Origin of the sequence: Streptomyces sp., from assembly GCF_031181555.1 — a bacterium.
GTDB classification, from domain to species: domain Bacteria; phylum Actinomycetota; class Actinomycetes; order Streptomycetales; family Streptomycetaceae; genus Streptomyces; species Streptomyces fimbriatus.
The window spans coordinates 1-15,957 of the sequence record NZ_JAPSKQ010000131.1; the positions used below are offsets into that span (position 1 = coordinate 1).

The following is a 15,957-nucleotide window of genomic DNA, read 5'->3' on the forward strand; positions in this document are numbered from 1 at the left end:
CCGGTGCCCCGGAGGACGGGGCCGGTGTCCCGGAGGGCGGGGCCGGTGTCCCGGAGGGGGAGCCGGAGGCGGACGGCGGGCCGCTCGGCTCCGCCGCTCCCGCACCGACCGGCACGGTGGCCAGCAGGCTCCCGTCCGTCGCGTCCCCGGAGGGGGAGCAGTCGACGGTCAGCGCGCCGGGGCCGGCGGCGGCCCCGTCCGCCGTGCCGAGTGCCAGGTCGACGGCGAGGTTCCCGGCGGAGAACGTCAGGTCGCCGTCGCCCTGCCCGGTCACCGACGGGACGTCACCCGTCGCGGTCAACGTCAGCGGCCCGGGCCCGGGGACGGCGACCGGCTCGGCCGTACCGCGCCAGGTCGCCTCGGCGGCGGCATCGTTCTGGGCGACGCCGACGGTGAGGCGGGTCGCGGCCCGGACCGTGGCGGCCTCGAGCGCGATGAGGTCCGCGACCGCCTCCGCCGGGAGTTCCACGGTGGTGGTGACGCCGGTGGGCGAGATCGCCTCGCCCGCCTCCGCCCGGTCCGGGAACGCCGCCGACACCCGTACCGTCACGGGCTGCCGTCCGGACGGCAGGGCGCAGACGTAGGGGAGTTCGGTGTCGACCTCCTGGGTGCCCGCGGCGGAGACCGCGGCGGGGACCATGGCGGCCAGCACGACGAACGCGGCGACCGCCGCGCTCCTGGCGCGGACGCGGGACGGCCGCAGTGCGGCGATGCGGTTGCCTCTCAATGCTGCTCCGCTCGAGTCGTTCGGAACCGGGGCCGGCGGTCGGCGTCGGTGGGGTCCGGCGCGGACGGCCCACGAACGCCCGGCCGGACGTGCCGGCCGGGCGTTCGCGAGCGGGTGGCGCCTTACGGGTTGGTGCCGACGATCTTCGGGATGGCGCCGGTCGACGCCTTGATGGCGTAGTTGCCCTTGAAGATGGGCTTGGTGGCGGTGGTGATCACCGAACCGCAGTTGGTCGGGCTGCTGACGGCCAGTTCGCCGGAGACGCTGCTGACCGCCAGGATGCCGGTGGAGTTGGTGTAGGTGGCCGAGGCCTTGCCCGTCACCGTGAACTTGCAGGCGCCGGCGGTCACGTTGGCCTTGACGTTGCCGATGTAGCCCTTGGTGACACCGGTCGCGGCGGTGTAGTCCTGCGCGACGACGGTCCAGGGGGTGACCGCCACGGTGGTGACGTTGCCCAGGACGCTGGTGCACGGCGCGGCGGAGGTGCCGAAGTTGATGGCGTTGATGGTGGCGACCGTGGCCGGGTTGCCGGTGGCGCTCGACATGGTGCCCGAGGCGCCCGAGGACGTGCACGTCATCGGGATGGCGGCGGTCAGCACGATGTTGCCGCTGTTCGTCGCCGTGTAGCTGCCCGTCGGGGTGACGGTCCACACCGTGGAGGGCACCGCCGAGGCGGTTCCGACGGCGAGGCCGAAGGCGGCCGCGGCCGCACCCGCCACGACAGCGGTCCTTCTGAGGGTTTTCTTCATGGCTCGGGGAGTCTCCTTGTGGATTGACCGGCAGAGGTGGGCCGTGGCCGGAGTGATCGAGGGGCGGCCGTGCGGCCCGCGGCTCGGTTTCCCTGTCCGCGAGCCATGACGTTACTTGCGGGAAACTTAACCCAACAATGCCGCTGCTCATGATTCTTTGGAAAGTGGAACCACCTGTTTCCGGGGTGAGTGGTTCGCGGATCGTCTTAGTCATCCACCGTCAATGTCGGAATGTCCGGCCGGCGTCGGGAAGTCTCCCGCCGGCCGCTCGCCGTCGAGCCGTTCTGCTCACTCGGTGACAGTTTTGAAGGCGCGGTTTGTCTGCTCCCTGACAGGTTTCCCGTGGCCGGAGTCGGACCGTTGGAAAATTCGGATTCCTGTATTGCCCGTCGAGGTTACCCGGCCGTAACGTGCCGGTGTGGTGCTCGGTTCCGGGCCGGTGGCCCCCGTCGGCCGGAGCCATGACGGATGCTTTCCGGCCTCGTCCTCCCACCGGGTTCGGACATCCGTCGGCAGGGCCCGCGGATCCACACCCCCCGGAGTCGCGAGGCCCTGCCCTGTCTCCCCGGAGACAAGTGGGGGTCCGTCGTGTTGTCTGCGCGGTGACAAGAACCGGAAGGGCGCCGGGAGTCCGGTGCCGCATCCGTTGCCAGTGCGCTCCGCGCCGACTTAACGTGCGGCCCCGCGGTGCGCATCCGACACGCGTCCGCTGGAGGTGACATGGGAATCGAAGTGGTGGTCGAGGGCCTGACCAAGTCCTTCGGTAAGCAGAGCGTCTGGCGGGACGTGACACTCACCCTCCCCGCGGGGGAGGTGAGCGTGATGCTGGGCCCGTCCGGCACCGGGAAGACCGTTTTCCTGAAGTCGCTCATAGGGCTGCTCAAACCCGAGAAGGGGCGTGTCCTCATCAACGGAGTGGACATGGTGAACAGTCCCGAAAGGGATATCTACGAGACCCGTAAATTGTTCGGTCTCATGTTCCAGGACGGAGCCCTCTTCGGGTCCATGTCCCTCTTCGACAACATCGCCTTCCCGCTGCGCGAGCACACCCGCAAGAAGGAGTCCGAGATCCGCCGCATCGTCATGGAGCGGATCGAGGTCGTCGGGCTGCTGGGCGCGGAGGGCAAACTCCCGGGAGAGATCAGCGGCGGCATGCGCAAACGGGCCGGCCTGGCCCGCGCGCTCGTGCTGGACCCGCAGATCATCCTGTGCGACGAGCCCGACTCCGGGCTCGACCCGGTCCGCACCGCCTACCTCTCCCAGCTGCTGATCGACCTGAACGCGCAGATCGACGCGACGATGCTGATCGTCACCCACAATCTCGACATCGCCGCCACCGTGCCCGACAACATGGGGATGCTCTTCCGGCGCGAGCTCGTCACCTTCGGCCCGCGCGAGGTGCTGCTCACCAGCGACGAACCGGTCGTGGCCCAGTTCCTCGGCGGCCGGCGCGAGGGCCCCATCGGGATGTCCGAGGAGAAGGACGCGGCCACCCTCGCCGCCGAGGCGGGCGCCGCCTCCTCCGCCCCCGCCCCGCCCCGGGTGATCGTCCCGCAGCTGGAGCCGTCGCCCGGCCTCCCGCCGCGCCGGGCCGTCGCCCGACGACGTGAGCGTGTCATGAGCATGATCGACCGGTTGCCGCCCGCCGCGCGCTCCGCCATCCGGGAGACCTACGCCGGGAACGCCGAGGCGGCCACCCTGCCGATGCCCGCCGCCGGGAGCGGCGCATGATCACCGGCGCTCTGCGGCAGACCGGCCGGTTCTTCGCGCTCGCCGCCGAAGTGAGCCGCGCCGTCTTCCGAAGGCCCTTCCAGTTCCGCGAGTTCGTCGAGCAGTTCTGGTTCGTCGCGAGCGTCACCATCCTGCCCGCCGCCCTCGTCTCGATCCCCTTCGGCGCCGTCATCGCGCTCCAGGTCGGTTCCCTGACCCAGCAGTTGGGCGCCCAGTCGTTCACCGGGGGCGCCAGCGTCCTCGCCGTCGTCCAGCAGGCGAGCCCGCTCATCGTCGCCCTGCTGATCGCCGGCGCCGGCGGCTCGGCCATCTGCGCCGACCTCGGCTCCCGCAAGATCCGCGAGGAGCTCGACGCCATGGAGGTCATGGGCGTCTCGCCCGTGCAGCGCCTGGTCGTGCCCCGGGTCCTGGCCACCATGGCCGTGGCGGTCCTGCTCAACGGCCTGGTCTCCGTCGTCGGCACGCTCGGCGGCTACTTCTTCAACGTCGTCCTGCAGGGCGGCACCCCCGGCGCCTACCTGTCCAGCTTCTCCGCCCTCGCCCAGCTGTCCGACCTCTACATCAGCGAACTCAAGGCGCTGGTCTTCGGGTTCATCGCGGGCATCGTCGCCGCCCACCGGGGCCTCAACCCGCGCGGCGGCCCCAAGGGCGTCGGCGACGCCGTCAACCAGTCCGTCGTCATCACCTTCCTCCTGCTCTTCTTCGTCAACATGGTGATGACGGCCGTCTACCTCCAGATCGTCCCGCCGAAGGGAGGCTGAGGTCCGATGGCCTCCCCGCTCGTCTGGCTCGACCGCTCCGGCGACCACCTGCTCTTCTACGCCCGGGCGCTGCTGTGGATCCCGCGGACCCTGCGCCGCTACCTCAGGGAGGTGCAGCGCCTCCTCGCCGAGGTGGCCTTCGGGTCCGGCGGCCTCGGCGTCATCGGCGGCACCGTCGGCGTGATGATCGCGATGACGCTCTTCACCGGGACCGTCGTCGGACTCCAGGGCTACGCGGCCCTCGACCAGATCGGCACGGCCGCGTTCACCGGATTCGTCTCCGCCTACTTCAACACCCGCGAGATCGCCCCCCTCGTCGCCGGACTCGCCCTCTCCGCGACCGTCGGGGCCGGCTTCACCGCCCAGCTCGGCGCCATGCGCATCAACGAGGAGGTCGACGCCCTCGAGGGCATGGGCATCCGCTCCATGCCCTACCTGGTCACCACCCGCATCATCGCCGGGGTCGTCGCCATCGTCCCGCTCTACGCGATCGGGCTGCTCTCCTCCTACCTCGCCTCCCGCTACGTGACCGTCCTGTTCAACGGCCAGTCCCGGGGGACGTACGACCACTACTTCAACCTCTTCCTCTCCCCGACGGACGTCCTGCTCTCCGTGCTGAAGGTGCTGATCTTCAGCGTGATGGTGATCCTCGCCCACTGCTACTACGGTTTCCGCGCCTCGGGCGGCCCCGCCGGCGTCGGCGTCGCCGTCGGCCGGTCCGTGCGCAACGCCATCGTGCTGATCAGCGTCACCGACTTCTTCCTGTCGCTCGCCCTGTGGGGCGCGACCACGACCGTGAAGGTGGCGGGGTGAGATGAGCGGATCACGAGGCGAGACGCTGCGCCGCCGGTGTGCCGGGGTGGTGTTCCTGCTGGTGCCCGCCCTGCTGATCTGGCTGGCCGTCGCCGTCTACGACAAGAGGTTCACCGACTCCGACCCGGTGGTCGTCGAGACCGGCAGCGTCGGCAACGAGATGCACCCGGGCGCCGAGGTGAAACTGCGCGGCGTCGTCGTCGGCGAGGTCCGCGCCATCGACGCCACCGACGACGGGGCCCGGCTCACCCTCGCCATGAAGCCCGGCACCCTGGACGACGTACCGGCCGACGTGCGCGCGCAGATGCTGCCGACCACCCTGTTCGGCGAGCGGTTCGTGGCCCTCGTACCGCCCGAGAACCCCTCGGCCGAGTCCCTGGCCGCCGGAGCCGTCATCCCCCAGGACCGCTCCGAGAACGCCGTCGAGCTCCAGCAGGTCCTCGACAACGTCCTGCCGATGCTCACCGCCGTCCAGCCGCAGAAGCTCTCCGCGACCCTGTCGGCCGTCTCGCGGGCGCTGGAGGGACGCGGCGACCGGCTCGGCGACACGCTGAGCCTGCTGGACGAGCACCTGGAGGAGTTCAACCCCCACCTGCCCGCCCTCAACCGCGACCTCAAGGAACTCGTGAAGGTCAGCCATGTCTACGCGGACGCCGCGCCCGACATCGTCACGGCGCTCACCGACTTCACCACCACCAGCGGCACCCTCGCCGAGCAGGAGGCCGCGTACGCCGGCACCCTCGGCGCCACCACCCGGACGGCCGAGGACATGACGGCCTTCCTGCGGAAGAACGAGGACAACATCATCCGGCTCAGCGCCACCGGCCGGCCCACCCTGGAACTGCTCGCCGAGTACTCCTCCGCCTTCCCCTGCACCCTGCGCACCCTCGCCGAGTTCGTGCCCGCCATGGACAAGGCGCTCGGCAAGGGCACCGACCGGCCCGGCGTCCACGTCGACGTCACCACCGTCCCCTCGCGCGGCGCCTACCGCCCCGGCCGCGACACCCCGGTGTACGACTCCGGCGGCGGACCCCGCTGCCCCTCCGTGCCCTACCTCGGCTCGCTCCCCCGGCCCGCCGCGCAGGCCTCCGCCGCGGCCGACCAGGACCTCGGGCCCGCCAACTCCCCCCAGGAGAACGACCTCGTCAACGAACTGCTCGCACCCGCCGCCGGCCGGCACCCCGGCGACCTGCCCGACTGGAGCAGCCTGCTCGCCGGCCCGGCCTACCGCGGGACGGAGGTGACCCTCGGATGAGCACCGCGGACCACGCGCACACCCGGCGCCGCCCGCTGACCGGGCCGCTGCTCAAGTCCCTCGCCTTCGTGGTGGTCACCGCCCTCGCCACGACCGTGCTCGGCATCGGCGTCGCCGACACCGGCGTCAACTCCGGCACCACCACCTACAAGGCCCTGTTCACCGACGTCACCGGACTCGTCGACGGCGACAGCGTGCGGATCTCCGGGGTGAAGGTCGGCGAGGTGACCGACGTGCGCGTCGTGCAGCGGCGCACCGCCGAGGTCACCTTCACCGTCCGCGAGGACCGCAGGCTGCCCCGGTCGACCACCGCCGCCGTGAAGTACCTCAACATGGTCGGCCGGCGCTACGTCGCCCTCGACCGCGGCAGCGGCGACCTCACCGGCACCCTCGCCGCGGGCGGCACCATCCCGCTCGACCGCACCACGCCCGCGCTCGACCTGACCCTGCTCTTCAACGGCTTCAAACCGCTGTTCGAGGGACTCTCCCCGAAGGACGTCAACGAACTCGCCGGATCGATCGTGCAGGTGCTCCAGGGCGAGGGCGCCACCGTCGACGGCCTGATCCGCCACGTCGGCTCGCTCAGCACGACCGTCGCCGCCAAGGACGAGGTGATCGGCCAGGTCGTCGACAACCTCACCACCGTCCTGAACACCCTCAACGACCGCGAGGACGACTTCGACGACCTCGTCGTCACCCTGCGGGACCTCGTCACCGGCTTCAACGACGACCGGGAACCCCTCGGCGAGGCCGTCGAGGCCATGGGCGACCTGACCACCGTCACCGCCGACCTCTTCGAGGACGGGCGCGCACCCCTCAAGCGGGACATCCGCGAACTGGGCCGGCTCTCGACGAACCTCGGCGAACACACCCCGCAGATCGAGGACTTCCTCGCCAAGACCCCCGCCAAGATGACCGCTCTGGCCCGCCTGTCCTCCTACGGATCGTGGTTCAACCTCTACCTCTGCGAGGCGCGCGTGAGCGGAGTGACCACCTCCGACGGCTCCGAACCGCCGACCGGCATCGCGATCACCGAATCGAGGTGCCGCGGATGAGGCCCTTCACCCGGCGCGACCGGACGGACCGGACGGGCGGGTCCCGACGCCCGCGCATCACACCGGTCAGGGAACGGAACCCCGTCGGCGTCGGCGTCGCCGGGCTGCTCGCCCTCGCCCTGCTCACCGTCCTCGTCTACAACGCGGAGCGGCTGCCGTTCGGCGGCGGCACCTCCTACAGCGCCGACTTCTCCGAGGCGGCCGGCCTCGACGAGGGCGACGAGGTGCGCATCGCCGGCGTCAGGGTCGGCGAGGTCACCGGCGTCGCGCTCGACGGCGACAAGGTGAAGGTCGTCTTCGAGGTCGAGGACGCCTGGCTCGGCGACCGGACGACCGCCGCCATCGCCGTCAAGACCGTCCTCGGCGACAAGTACCTGGCGCTCGACCCGCTCGGCTCCGGCCGGCAGGACCCCGGCAGCCGCATCCCGCTGGCCCGCACCACCTCCCCCTACGACGTGACGCAGGCGTTCCAGGACCTCAGCGGCACCGTCGACGACATCGACACCCGGCGGCTCGCGGAGAGCTTCGAGACCATCTCCGACACCTTCGAGAACTCCCCGCCCCACGTGCGCAAGGCCGCCACCGGCCTGTCCGACCTGTCGCGGTCCCTCTCCAAGCGCGACGCGAAGCTCTCCGAACTCCTCAGGGGCAGCGCGCGGTTCACCAAGACGCTGCAGAACAAGCAGTCCAGCTTCGAGACCCTCATCGAGGACGGCGGCTCCCTGCTCGGCGAACTCCAGGACCGCCGCGACGCCATCCGCGCCCTGCTCAAGGGCAGCAGGGCACTCGGCACCGAACTCGGCGGCCTCGTCGACGACAACGAGAAGCAGCTCGGCCCCACCCTCAAGGCCCTGGGCCGCGTCACCGGCGTCCTGGAGAGGAACAGCACCCAGCTCGGCAAGACCCTCGCCCTGGTCGGCCCGTACTACCGGCTGGTCGGCAACACCCTGGGCAACGGCCGCTGGTTCGACAGCTACCTGTGCGGCGTCGTGCCCCGCGACTACCTGCCCGAGAACTCCCAGCCCGAGACCGGATGCCTGCCGCCGAAACAGACGGCGGCGGCCCGGGGGAGCGGTGAGCGATGAACAGACGCGGAAGAATCCTCGCCGGCGTGTCCGCCCTCGCGGTGCTCGCCGCCGGCGGCCTGGTCACCGCCCGGGCCCTCGACCCCGACGGCACCCGCATCACCGCCTACTTCGACCGCACCGTCGGCGTCTACGCCGGGTCCGACCTGCGCATCCTCGGCGTACGGGTCGGCGAGGTGGAGTCGGTGCGGCCGCAGGGCACCACGGTCCGCGTCGGCCTCCTCCTGGACGAGGGGGTGAAGGTCCCCGAGGGCGCGCGGGCCGTCATCGTCACGCCGAGCGTCGTCGCCGACCGCTACGTGCAGCTCACCCCCGCCTACAGCGCGGGCCCCGCCCTCGCCGACGGCGCCGTGCTGCCCGCCTCGCGCAACCGCACCCCCGTCGAGATCGACCAGATCTACGACTCGATCACCGAACTCGGCCGGGCCCTCGGCCCGGACGGCGCCAACTCCACGGGCGCCCTGTCCGAACTGCTGCGGACCGGCGCCGCCAACCTCGACGGCAACGGCGAGGCCATCGGCGACAGCGTCGAGGAGTTCGGCAAGGCGGCCAAGACCCTCGACGACGGCAGCGGCAACCTGTTCAGCACGCTCAGCCGGCTCCAGACCTTCACCACCATGCTGAAGGAGAAGGACGCCGACGTGCGCACCGCGCAGGAACGCCTGGACGAGGTCGTCGGCTTCTTCGCCGACAACAAGGACGACCTCGCCGGCGCGCTGGAGGAACTCGGCACCGCCCTCGGCCAGGTCAAGACCTTCATCGAGGACAACCGGGGCGAGCTGAAGAAGAACGTCGACCGGCTCGTCCCCATCACCCGGACCCTCGTCGAGCAACGGGCCTCGCTCGCCGAGGCGCTGGACGTGGCACCGCTGGCCGCGGGCAACGTGGTGAACGCCTACAACCCCGGCGCCCGCACCCTCGACGGCCGCGCCAACCTCAACGAGATCAGCATGGGCGGTCCGCTGCTGCCGCTGCCCGCGACGGGCGGCTCGTCCACGAGCGGCGGCGGGTCCACGGCCCCCGGGAAGGGGGAGCGGTGAAGCGCGGCACACGGCGCTCCGGCCGGGCGGCCGGGACGGTCAAACGCGGTGTGCTCACCACGGGCGGAGCCGCCGGCCTCACGCTGGGCGGACTCCTCGCCCTCGGCCTCGGCTTCGTCCTGGCCCTCGGCGCGGCCGCCACCGGACCACCGGGCTTCGACGGCATCGAGGACCTGCCGCTGCCCGGCGGCGCCGACCTCGGTGACCACCCCTACACCGTCACCGCGGAACTCCACGACGTGCTCAGCCTGGTCCCGCAGTCCGCGGTGAAGGTCAACGACGTCGCCGTCGGCCGGGTCACCGGCGTCGAACTCGGCGGCGACGACTGGTCGGCCCGCGTCACCATGGAGATCAACGGCGATGTGCGGCTGCCCGCCGACGCCACCGCCCGGCTCGAACAGTCCAGCCTGCTGGGCGAGAAGTACGTCCAGCTCGTCGCGCCCGCCCGGGAGACCGGAGCCGGAAGGCTGGCGGACGGGAGCGTCATCCCGCTCTCCCGCACCAGCCGCAACACCGAGGTCGAGGAAGTCTTCGGCGCGCTGTCCCTGCTCCTCAACGGCGGCGGCGTCAACCAGCTCAAGACCATCACCCGGGAACTCAACGCGGCGCTCGGCGGCCGCGAACCCGAGGTCCGCTCCATGCTGAGGCGGGTCAACACCCTGGTGACCGACCTCGACGACCACCGGGGCGACATCACCGACGCCCTCGACGCCGTCAACCGGCTCTCCGCGACCCTCGCCACCCGCAAGGACGACGTCGGCACCGTCCTCACCGACCTCTCGCCCGGCCTGAAGACGCTCGAGAAGCAGCGCGGATCACTGCTGACCATGCTGCGCTCCCTCGACACGCTCTCCGGCGTCGCCGTCTCCACCATCGACGCGAGCAAGGACGACATGATCGCCGACCTCAAGGCCATCGCACCGACCCTGAAGGCGCTCGCGGACGCGGGCACGGACCTGCCCGACTCGCTCCAGGTGCTGCTGACGTACCCGTTCACCGACGAGGTGCTGCGCGGGGTGAAGGGCGACTACCTCAACGTGTACCTGGACATGGCCGCCGTCCCCGGGACCCAGGTGATCCCGCCGCTGGTGCCCCGGGGCACGGCCTCCCCCTCCGCCCCGGCGGGCGGTGCGCCGGGCGCGGCCGGGGGGAAGCGGTCCTCCGGGGAGCAGGGGGCCTCCGGGAAGAGCGACGGAGAACCGGGTTCCGCTTCGCCGTCCGACCCGTCGTCCGCGCCGTCGCCGGGGACCTTGCCGCGGGACTCCTCGCCGCTGCCGCTGCCCTCCGTGTCCGCGCCGGCCACCGGGACGGGCACGGCACCGGCGGCCCCGGACGGAGGTGAGGGCAGGTGATCACCCTCGCCGTACGGCTGAAGAACCTCGCCTTCCTCCTCATCGCCGTCCTCGCCCTCTCCTTCCTCGGCATCCGCTACGCCGACCTCGGCCGGTACGTCGGCGTCGCCGACCACTACACCGTCGACGTGCGACTCCCGCGCACGGGCGGCCTGTTCACCCACTCCGACGTCACCTACCGGGGCGTCTCCGTGGGCCGCGTCGGCCCGATCGACCTCACCGCCGACGGCGTCGTCGCCGAACTCCGCATCAAGAAGTCCGCCCCCCGCATCCCCGCCGACACCCGGGCCGTGGTCGCCGGACTCTCCGCCGTGGGCGAGCAGTACATCGACCTGCGGCCCGAGAGCGACGGCGCCCCCTACCTCGCCGAGGGCGCACGCATCGAACAGGCCGACACCCAGGTGCCCGCGCCCGTCACCGACGTCCTCACCAGCGTGAACGACCTCGCCGCCTCCGTCCCGCTGGAGGACCTGCGCACGGTCGTCGACGAGTTCGGCAAGGCCTTCGAAGGCCACGGCGACGACCTCCAGGTGCTGCTCGACAGCGGCAGCGGCTTCGTCGAGGCGGCCGATCGCGCCCTGCCGTCCACCACCCGGCTCATCGTCGACGGCGAGACCGTCCTGCGCACCCAGGCCGAGGAGGAGCAGGCCATCCGCGACTTCGCGGCCGGGGCGAGGGAACTGGCCCGCACCCTCAAGGGCTCCGACGCCGACCTGCGCCGCCTCCTCACCGTCACCCCCGAGGCCGCCACCCAGGTCAGCGGCGTGCTGCGGGACCTCGACCCGAGCCTCGGCGTCGTCCTCGCCAACCTCCTCACCACCTCCGAGATCGCCGTCACCCGGCAGCGCGGCACGGAGGAACTCCTCGTGAAGTACCCGGCGGCCGTCGCCGCCGGCGCCACCGCCGTCGACGGAGGAAAGCTGAACCTCGGCATGGCCGTCACCTTCTTCAAACCCCTGCCCTGCACCGCCGGATACGGCGGCACGCGCTACCGCAACGGCCTCGACCTCGGCACCGCGCCCGCCCTCAACACGGGCGCCGCCTGCACCGCCCCGGCCTCGGACGGGTTCAACGTGCGCGGCTCGGCGAACGCCCCGAAGGGCGGCGCGGTGCCCGATCCGGCCAGGCCCGGCTCCCTGCCCTCGGGCAGCGCCGGGGCGGGGAAGAGCGGGTCCGCGGCGCTCCCCGGCGCACTCGCCCTGCCCGGCCAGGGCGGCGAGGCACCGGAGGACCTGACGGGACTCCTCGCCCCGGCCACCGGGAGCACGCGATGAGGCGGGCCCGGATCCTCACCGGAGCGGGACTCGTCCTGGCCCTCGGCTTCTGCGGCACCGGTGCGTGGACGTATGCGCAGGCACGCACCGACGACACGCTCGCGTACGGCCGGGAGCGGGACGAGGCGCTCGCCGACGGGCGGAAGGGCATCGCCGTGCTCACCACGCTCGACGCCTCCACCCGGCAGCGGGCGGAGCAGGGCATCCGGGCCTGGCGCGCCGCCTCCACCGGGCCGCTGCGCGAGGAGCTGGGCCGCACCGGGGCCGAGGCGGGCGCCTCGGCGCGCGGCACGGTCACCGAGGCCGCCGTCACCGCGCTCGACACGCGGTCCGGCACGGCCAAGCTCATCGCCACCGTCCGCGTCGAGGTCACGCCCGCCGGGTCGAGGAAGCCGGGCACCGACCGCAAGCGCCTGGAGGCGGTTCTGGTCCGCACGGGCGACGGGGAGTGGAAGGTGAGGGCGCTGAGCGCGGTACCGGTCGAGGGGGAGAAGGAGGGCGGGACCCGATGACGCTGACGCGCCTGCTGCGCAGGGGTGGATCGCCGGAGTCCGGAGGGAAGGGTTCGGCCGGGGGAGAGACACCGGGCGGCGGCCCCGGGGCGGGAGAGGAACCGGGACTCGCGGACACGCCCGCCGAGGACGAGCCGCCCGAGGACGGGTCCCCCAGGAACGGGTCCTCCGGGAACGCGTTCCCCGCGGACGCGCCCTCCGCGGACGCGCCGGGCGACGCCCGCACCCGCCGCCCACCGGACGGACGGCTGCGGCGGGCCGCCCTCGCCGGGACCGTCGCGGTGCTCGTCCTCGGCGGCTGCGGCTTCTTCTACGGAGCCCACCAGCTGAGATCGGCCGCACCCGCCCGGAACCACGCGCTCACCGACACCGAGGCCACCGCCCGCGTCGCCGGCGACGTCGGCAACGCCCTCGCCCGTGTCTTCTCCTACACACCGGACGGCACCGCGGCCGCCGCGCGCTCCGCACGCACCGTCCTCGACGGCCGCGCCGCCCGCCAGTACGAGACCCTCTTCGCCCGGGTCCGCGACGACCTCACCGAGCAGCGCGTCACCCTGAGCACCCGGGCCGTCCGCACCGGAGTGCTCGAACTCGACGGCGACAGGGCCCGCCTGCTGGTCTTCCTCGACCAGACCTCCCGCCGGGGCGAGGACGCGGCCACCACCGCGGCGGCCCAGCTCACCGTCACGGCCCGGCTCGAGGACGACCGGTGGCGGATCGTCGACATCAAGGCCCGCTGAACGTGCGCGGGAGACTGGAGCACCCCATGAAACGCGCGGTCCGCGTCCTCGCCGGAACCCGCTCCCGGCCGCTGCCGGCCCTGGCCCTCGCCCTCGCCCTCGTCGCGGGCGGGTTCGCCGCGTGGACCGGTCAGGACTGGTACCACGCGGCCCACGACGACCGGGCCGCGTACGCCGAGCAGCGGGACGCGGCGCTCGCCGCCGGGGAGCAGGCCGTGCAGAACCTCAACACGCTCGACCACCGCGACCTGGACCACGGTCTCGACCTCTGGGAGTCGTCGACGACCGGCGAACTGCACGAGCAACTCGCCTCCGGACGAAGGGAGTTCGCCGAACAGGTGAAGGCGGCGAAGACGGTCACCACGGCCCGGGTGCTGTCGGGCGCCGTCACCGAACTCGACGACCGCGCCGGCCGCGCCCGGGTGCTGGTCGCCCTGCGCGTCACCGTCAGGGCGTCCGACGGCGCGAGGACCGACAAGGACAGCCGCATGCTCGGCGAACTCACCCGGACCCAAGGCCGGTGGAAGCTGAGCGCCCTGGGCCAGGCACCCGTGGGCGGCACACCGGCCGGCTGACCCGGTCCCGTACCGCAGAAGCCGGCCGCACCGAGGAGGACACCGCACCATGTCGACGACCCGTCACCACATCAACCGCCAGCGGCGCCGCCAGGCCCGCGAGACCCGGCCCGCCGGGGCCCCGGAGAGCGCCGGACGCCGGACCCGCACGGCCGTCCCGCCCCCTCCCGGCGCATCGCCCTCGTCCTCGTCCTCCGCGCGGACGGCCGAGCCGGCCGCGACCGGCGAGGAGGCCGACCGGGCCCGGCCGCGCCGCCCGGTGGGCCTCGTGGTGCTCTGCGCACTGACCGTGCTCCTCGGCGGTTTCGCCGGCTGGGCGCACGCGGAGGCCGAAGCGCTCCGGGACGAGCCCGCGCGGAGCAACACCGCCCTGACCGACCTCGCCCGCACCAGCGAGATCAAGGGACAGGCGTCCAAGGCCGTCGGCACGCTCTTCTCCTACGATCACGCCGACTCCGGAGCCTTCGAGGAAGCCGCGCGGGACCTCCTCACGGGGAAGGCCGTCGACCAGCACAGAGCCCTGCTCGCCGGCGTCCGCGCGCGGGCCGACGAGCAGAAGGCGGTGATCACCACGACGGTCACCGAGAGCGCGGTCGAACGGATCGACGGCGACCGGGCCCGGGTCCTCGTCTACGCCGACCAGAGCAGCGTCGGCACCGCCGGGAGCGCGAAGGGCGCGAAGGGCGCGAAGGACGAGGGCGTGTACGCGGGGGCCATGCTCGCCGTCGACGTCGTGCACCGCGACGGACGCTGGCTCGTCTCCGGCATCGACACCTTCGGCCGCTGAGGACCGCGCACCGACCGTACCCACCGGCACACCACCCACCGGCACGCCCCGCATCCGAGACGGATCCGACAGGAGTGACAGCCATGTCCGTACGCCGTGCCCGACGCCCGTATGCGGGCCGGGCCCGCAGGGGACTGCGGACGACCGCCGTCGCCGTGGCTGCCATGGCGGCCCTCACCGCCTCCCAGGCACCCGGCCTCACCGGGGACGCGAAGGACGCCCACGCCGACCCGTCCGCCGATGACGGCCGCAGGACGGCGGCCGGCGGCCCGTACGCCGATCCCGCTCCTCCGGGCGACGGTTCCTACCACACCGAGATCCCGCCCCTGACGGCCCCGGACGCCGTGCCGGCTCCCCCGGCGCTCGTGCGGGACCTCCGTTCCCCGTCGGGCATCCCGGCCACCGTGCTGCGCGCCTACCGTGCCGCCGAGACCTCCGTCGGCAGGACGGACCCCGGCTGCCGGCTGCCCTGGGAACTGCTCGCGGCGATCGGCAAGGTCGAGTCCGGCCAGGCGCGCGGCGGCGCGGTCGACCGGAACGGCACGACGCTGGGCCGCATCACCGGGCCGCCGCTCAACGGCCGTGGTTTCGCCCTGATCCGGGACACGGACGGGGGCGCCCACGACGGTGACACGGTCTACGACCGCGCGGTGGGACCGATGCAGTTCCTGCCGTCCACCTGGGCCCGCTGGGGCACGGACGGCAACGGCGACGGCCGCGCCGACCCGAACAACGTCTTCGACGCGGCCCTGGCGGCCGGACACTACCTGTGCGCCGGCGACCGGGACCTGGGCCGGTCGGCGGATCTGGACCGGGCGATCCTCAGCTACAACCACTCGCGCCCCTACCTGGACCTGGTCAGGTACTGGCTGGAGTTCTACGGCCGGGGGGTCCACACCGTCCCCGACGGCAGGGGCGTCATTCCGAAGAGCCCCGGCGCGGGCGGCGACACCCCGGCGACCGAACCCGTCGACGGCGGGAGCCGCGGCGAGGAGGGCGGGAACGGGGGCGGTGGCATCGTCATCGGTCCGGACCCGGGTACGCCGGGCAGCCCCGGGCCGTCCCCCTCCGCCCCCTCACCGTCGCCCACCCCGGATCCGACCTCCCCGTCCCCGGGGCCCTCCCCGACGGCGCCGCCGACGAGCCAGGACCCCACGCAGTCGCCCGGCGAGTCCCCGACCGGGACCCCGTCACCGTCACCGGACCCGACCGACCCGACGGACCCGACCGACCCGAGCCCTTCGCCCACGGCCCCGGACGACTGTGCCCCGGAGTCCGCGACCCCGTCTCCCGGCCCCAGCGCCTCCCCGACCGCCTCGCCCTGTCCGACTGTCCCGGCCACTGCCTCCGCGTGAGGCCGCCGGCATCCGCCCGGCGGATGCCGGCGGCCTCAGCCCACCTGGCCCATCCCCGCCGCGTTCGGCCAGCTCTGCGGCCCCTGCCGGCCCGTCACCGGGGCCGTGGAGAGGCCGTCGGTTCCCCTGACCTGAGCGGCCGTCAG

16 protein-coding genes are annotated in these 15,957 nt (G+C 73.0%); 14 read left to right on the forward strand and 2 right to left on the reverse strand.

All coding sequences use genetic code 11. The features are described 5' to 3' along the window. Window positions 1-727 (reverse strand): DUF6801 domain-containing protein (locus tag RIM90_RS23115; protein ID WP_375165528.1); only part of this gene is annotated, 727 nt, incomplete at its 3' end. 122 nt (window positions 728-849) lie between these two features. Beyond that, the gene (locus RIM90_RS23120) at window positions 850-1,476 is read right to left on the reverse strand and encodes a hypothetical protein (protein ID WP_309062666.1); all 627 of its coding nucleotides are present in this window, start codon (window positions 1,474-1,476) and stop codon (window positions 850-852) included. A 720-nt stretch (window positions 1,477-2,196) separates the two neighbouring features. On the opposite strand from RIM90_RS23120, the gene RIM90_RS23125 reads away from it, so the two are divergent. The 14 genes from RIM90_RS23125 to RIM90_RS23190 all read left to right on the forward strand — a co-directional run bounded on the left by RIM90_RS23125 (window position 2,197) and on the right by RIM90_RS23190 (window position 15,811). Next, window positions 2,197-3,207 (forward strand): ATP-binding cassette domain-containing protein, encoded by a 1,011-nt coding sequence (locus tag RIM90_RS23125; protein WP_309062667.1) that lies wholly within the window; start codon window positions 2,197-2,199, stop codon window positions 3,205-3,207. Further along, window positions 3,204-3,968 (forward strand): ABC transporter permease, encoded by a 765-nt coding sequence (locus RIM90_RS23130; protein ID WP_309062668.1) that lies wholly within the window; start codon window positions 3,204-3,206, stop codon window positions 3,966-3,968. Before RIM90_RS23125 ends, RIM90_RS23130 begins: the two co-directional genes overlap by 4 nt. Window positions 3,969-3,974: 6 nt before the next feature. Then, on the forward strand, window positions 3,975-4,781 hold the full coding sequence (locus RIM90_RS23135; RefSeq protein WP_309062669.1) for an ABC transporter permease: 807 nt from the start codon (window positions 3,975-3,977) through the stop codon (window positions 4,779-4,781). 1 nt (window position 4,782) lies between these two features. Then, window positions 4,783-6,036 (forward strand): MCE family protein, encoded by a 1,254-nt coding sequence (locus RIM90_RS23140; protein WP_309062670.1) that lies wholly within the window; start codon window positions 4,783-4,785, stop codon window positions 6,034-6,036. Next, a complete protein-coding gene (locus RIM90_RS23145) occupies window positions 6,033-7,091 on the forward strand; it encodes an MCE family protein (protein WP_309062671.1) in 1,059 nt (352 codons plus the stop codon). The genes RIM90_RS23140 and RIM90_RS23145 overlap by 4 nt, the downstream gene beginning before the upstream one ends. Continuing rightward, window positions 7,088-8,176, forward strand: coding sequence for an MCE family protein (locus RIM90_RS23150; RefSeq protein WP_309062672.1), 1,089 nt, complete (start codon window positions 7,088-7,090; stop codon window positions 8,174-8,176). Before RIM90_RS23145 ends, RIM90_RS23150 begins: the two co-directional genes overlap by 4 nt. Beyond that, on the forward strand, window positions 8,173-9,216 hold the full coding sequence (locus tag RIM90_RS23155; protein WP_309062673.1) for an MCE family protein: 1,044 nt from the start codon (window positions 8,173-8,175) through the stop codon (window positions 9,214-9,216). Before RIM90_RS23150 ends, RIM90_RS23155 begins: the two co-directional genes overlap by 4 nt. 50 nt (window positions 9,217-9,266) lie before the next feature. Further along, the gene (locus RIM90_RS23160) at window positions 9,267-10,568 is read left to right on the forward strand and encodes an MCE family protein (protein ID WP_309062682.1); all 1,302 of its coding nucleotides are present in this window, start codon (window positions 9,267-9,269) and stop codon (window positions 10,566-10,568) included. After that, complete coding sequence (locus RIM90_RS23165) at window positions 10,565-11,842, forward strand: MlaD family protein (protein ID WP_309062674.1); 1,278 nt, start codon at window positions 10,565-10,567, stop codon at window positions 11,840-11,842. Before RIM90_RS23160 ends, RIM90_RS23165 begins: the two co-directional genes overlap by 4 nt. Further along, the gene (locus RIM90_RS23170; RefSeq protein ID WP_309062675.1) at window positions 11,839-12,354 is read left to right on the forward strand and encodes a hypothetical protein; all 516 of its coding nucleotides are present in this window, start codon (window positions 11,839-11,841) and stop codon (window positions 12,352-12,354) included. Before RIM90_RS23165 ends, RIM90_RS23170 begins: the two co-directional genes overlap by 4 nt. After that, complete coding sequence (locus tag RIM90_RS23175; RefSeq protein WP_309062676.1) at window positions 12,351-13,094, forward strand: hypothetical protein; 744 nt, start codon at window positions 12,351-12,353, stop codon at window positions 13,092-13,094. Before RIM90_RS23170 ends, RIM90_RS23175 begins: the two co-directional genes overlap by 4 nt. Window positions 13,095-13,120: 26 nt before the next feature. Then, window positions 13,121-13,669 (forward strand): nuclear transport factor 2 family protein, encoded by a 549-nt coding sequence (locus tag RIM90_RS23180; RefSeq protein ID WP_309062677.1) that lies wholly within the window; start codon window positions 13,121-13,123, stop codon window positions 13,667-13,669. Between the two features lie 49 nt (window positions 13,670-13,718). Then, window positions 13,719-14,456, forward strand: coding sequence for a hypothetical protein (locus tag RIM90_RS23185; RefSeq protein WP_309062678.1), 738 nt, complete (start codon window positions 13,719-13,721; stop codon window positions 14,454-14,456). A gap of 83 nt (window positions 14,457-14,539) precedes the next feature. Beyond that, a complete protein-coding gene (locus RIM90_RS23190; RefSeq protein ID WP_309062679.1) occupies window positions 14,540-15,811 on the forward strand; it encodes a lytic transglycosylase domain-containing protein in 1,272 nt (423 codons plus the stop codon). Window positions 15,812-15,957 lie beyond the last annotated feature (146 nt).

Bases quoted from the DNA above. Each gene is read 5' to 3' on its own strand.
- RIM90_RS23145 (WP_309062671.1), top strand. From the start codon at position 6,033: ATGAGCACCGCGGACCACGCGCACACCCGGCGCCGCCCGCTGACCGGG.
- RIM90_RS23170 (WP_309062675.1), top strand. From the start codon at position 11,839: ATGAGGCGGGCCCGGATCCTCACCGGAGCGGGACTCGTCCTGGCCCTC.
- RIM90_RS23125 (WP_309062667.1), top strand. From the start codon at position 2,197: ATGGGAATCGAAGTGGTGGTCGAGGGCCTGACCAAGTCCTTCGGTAAG.
- RIM90_RS23140 (WP_309062670.1), top strand. From the start codon at position 4,783: ATGAGCGGATCACGAGGCGAGACGCTGCGCCGCCGGTGTGCCGGGGTG.
- RIM90_RS23130 (WP_309062668.1), top strand. From the start codon at position 3,204: ATGATCACCGGCGCTCTGCGGCAGACCGGCCGGTTCTTCGCGCTCGCC.
- RIM90_RS23135 (WP_309062669.1), top strand. From the start codon at position 3,975: ATGGCCTCCCCGCTCGTCTGGCTCGACCGCTCCGGCGACCACCTGCTC.
- RIM90_RS23185 (WP_309062678.1), top strand. From the start codon at position 13,719: ATGTCGACGACCCGTCACCACATCAACCGCCAGCGGCGCCGCCAGGCC.
- RIM90_RS23190 (WP_309062679.1), top strand. From the start codon at position 14,540: ATGTCCGTACGCCGTGCCCGACGCCCGTATGCGGGCCGGGCCCGCAGG.
- RIM90_RS23175 (WP_309062676.1), top strand. From the start codon at position 12,351: ATGACGCTGACGCGCCTGCTGCGCAGGGGTGGATCGCCGGAGTCCGGA.
- RIM90_RS23120 (WP_309062666.1), bottom strand. From the start codon at position 1,476: ATGAAGAAAACCCTCAGAAGGACCGCTGTCGTGGCGGGTGCGGCCGCG.
- RIM90_RS23155 (WP_309062673.1), top strand. From the start codon at position 8,173: ATGAACAGACGCGGAAGAATCCTCGCCGGCGTGTCCGCCCTCGCGGTG.
- RIM90_RS23150 (WP_309062672.1), top strand. From the start codon at position 7,088: ATGAGGCCCTTCACCCGGCGCGACCGGACGGACCGGACGGGCGGGTCC.
- RIM90_RS23180 (WP_309062677.1), top strand. From the start codon at position 13,121: ATGAAACGCGCGGTCCGCGTCCTCGCCGGAACCCGCTCCCGGCCGCTG.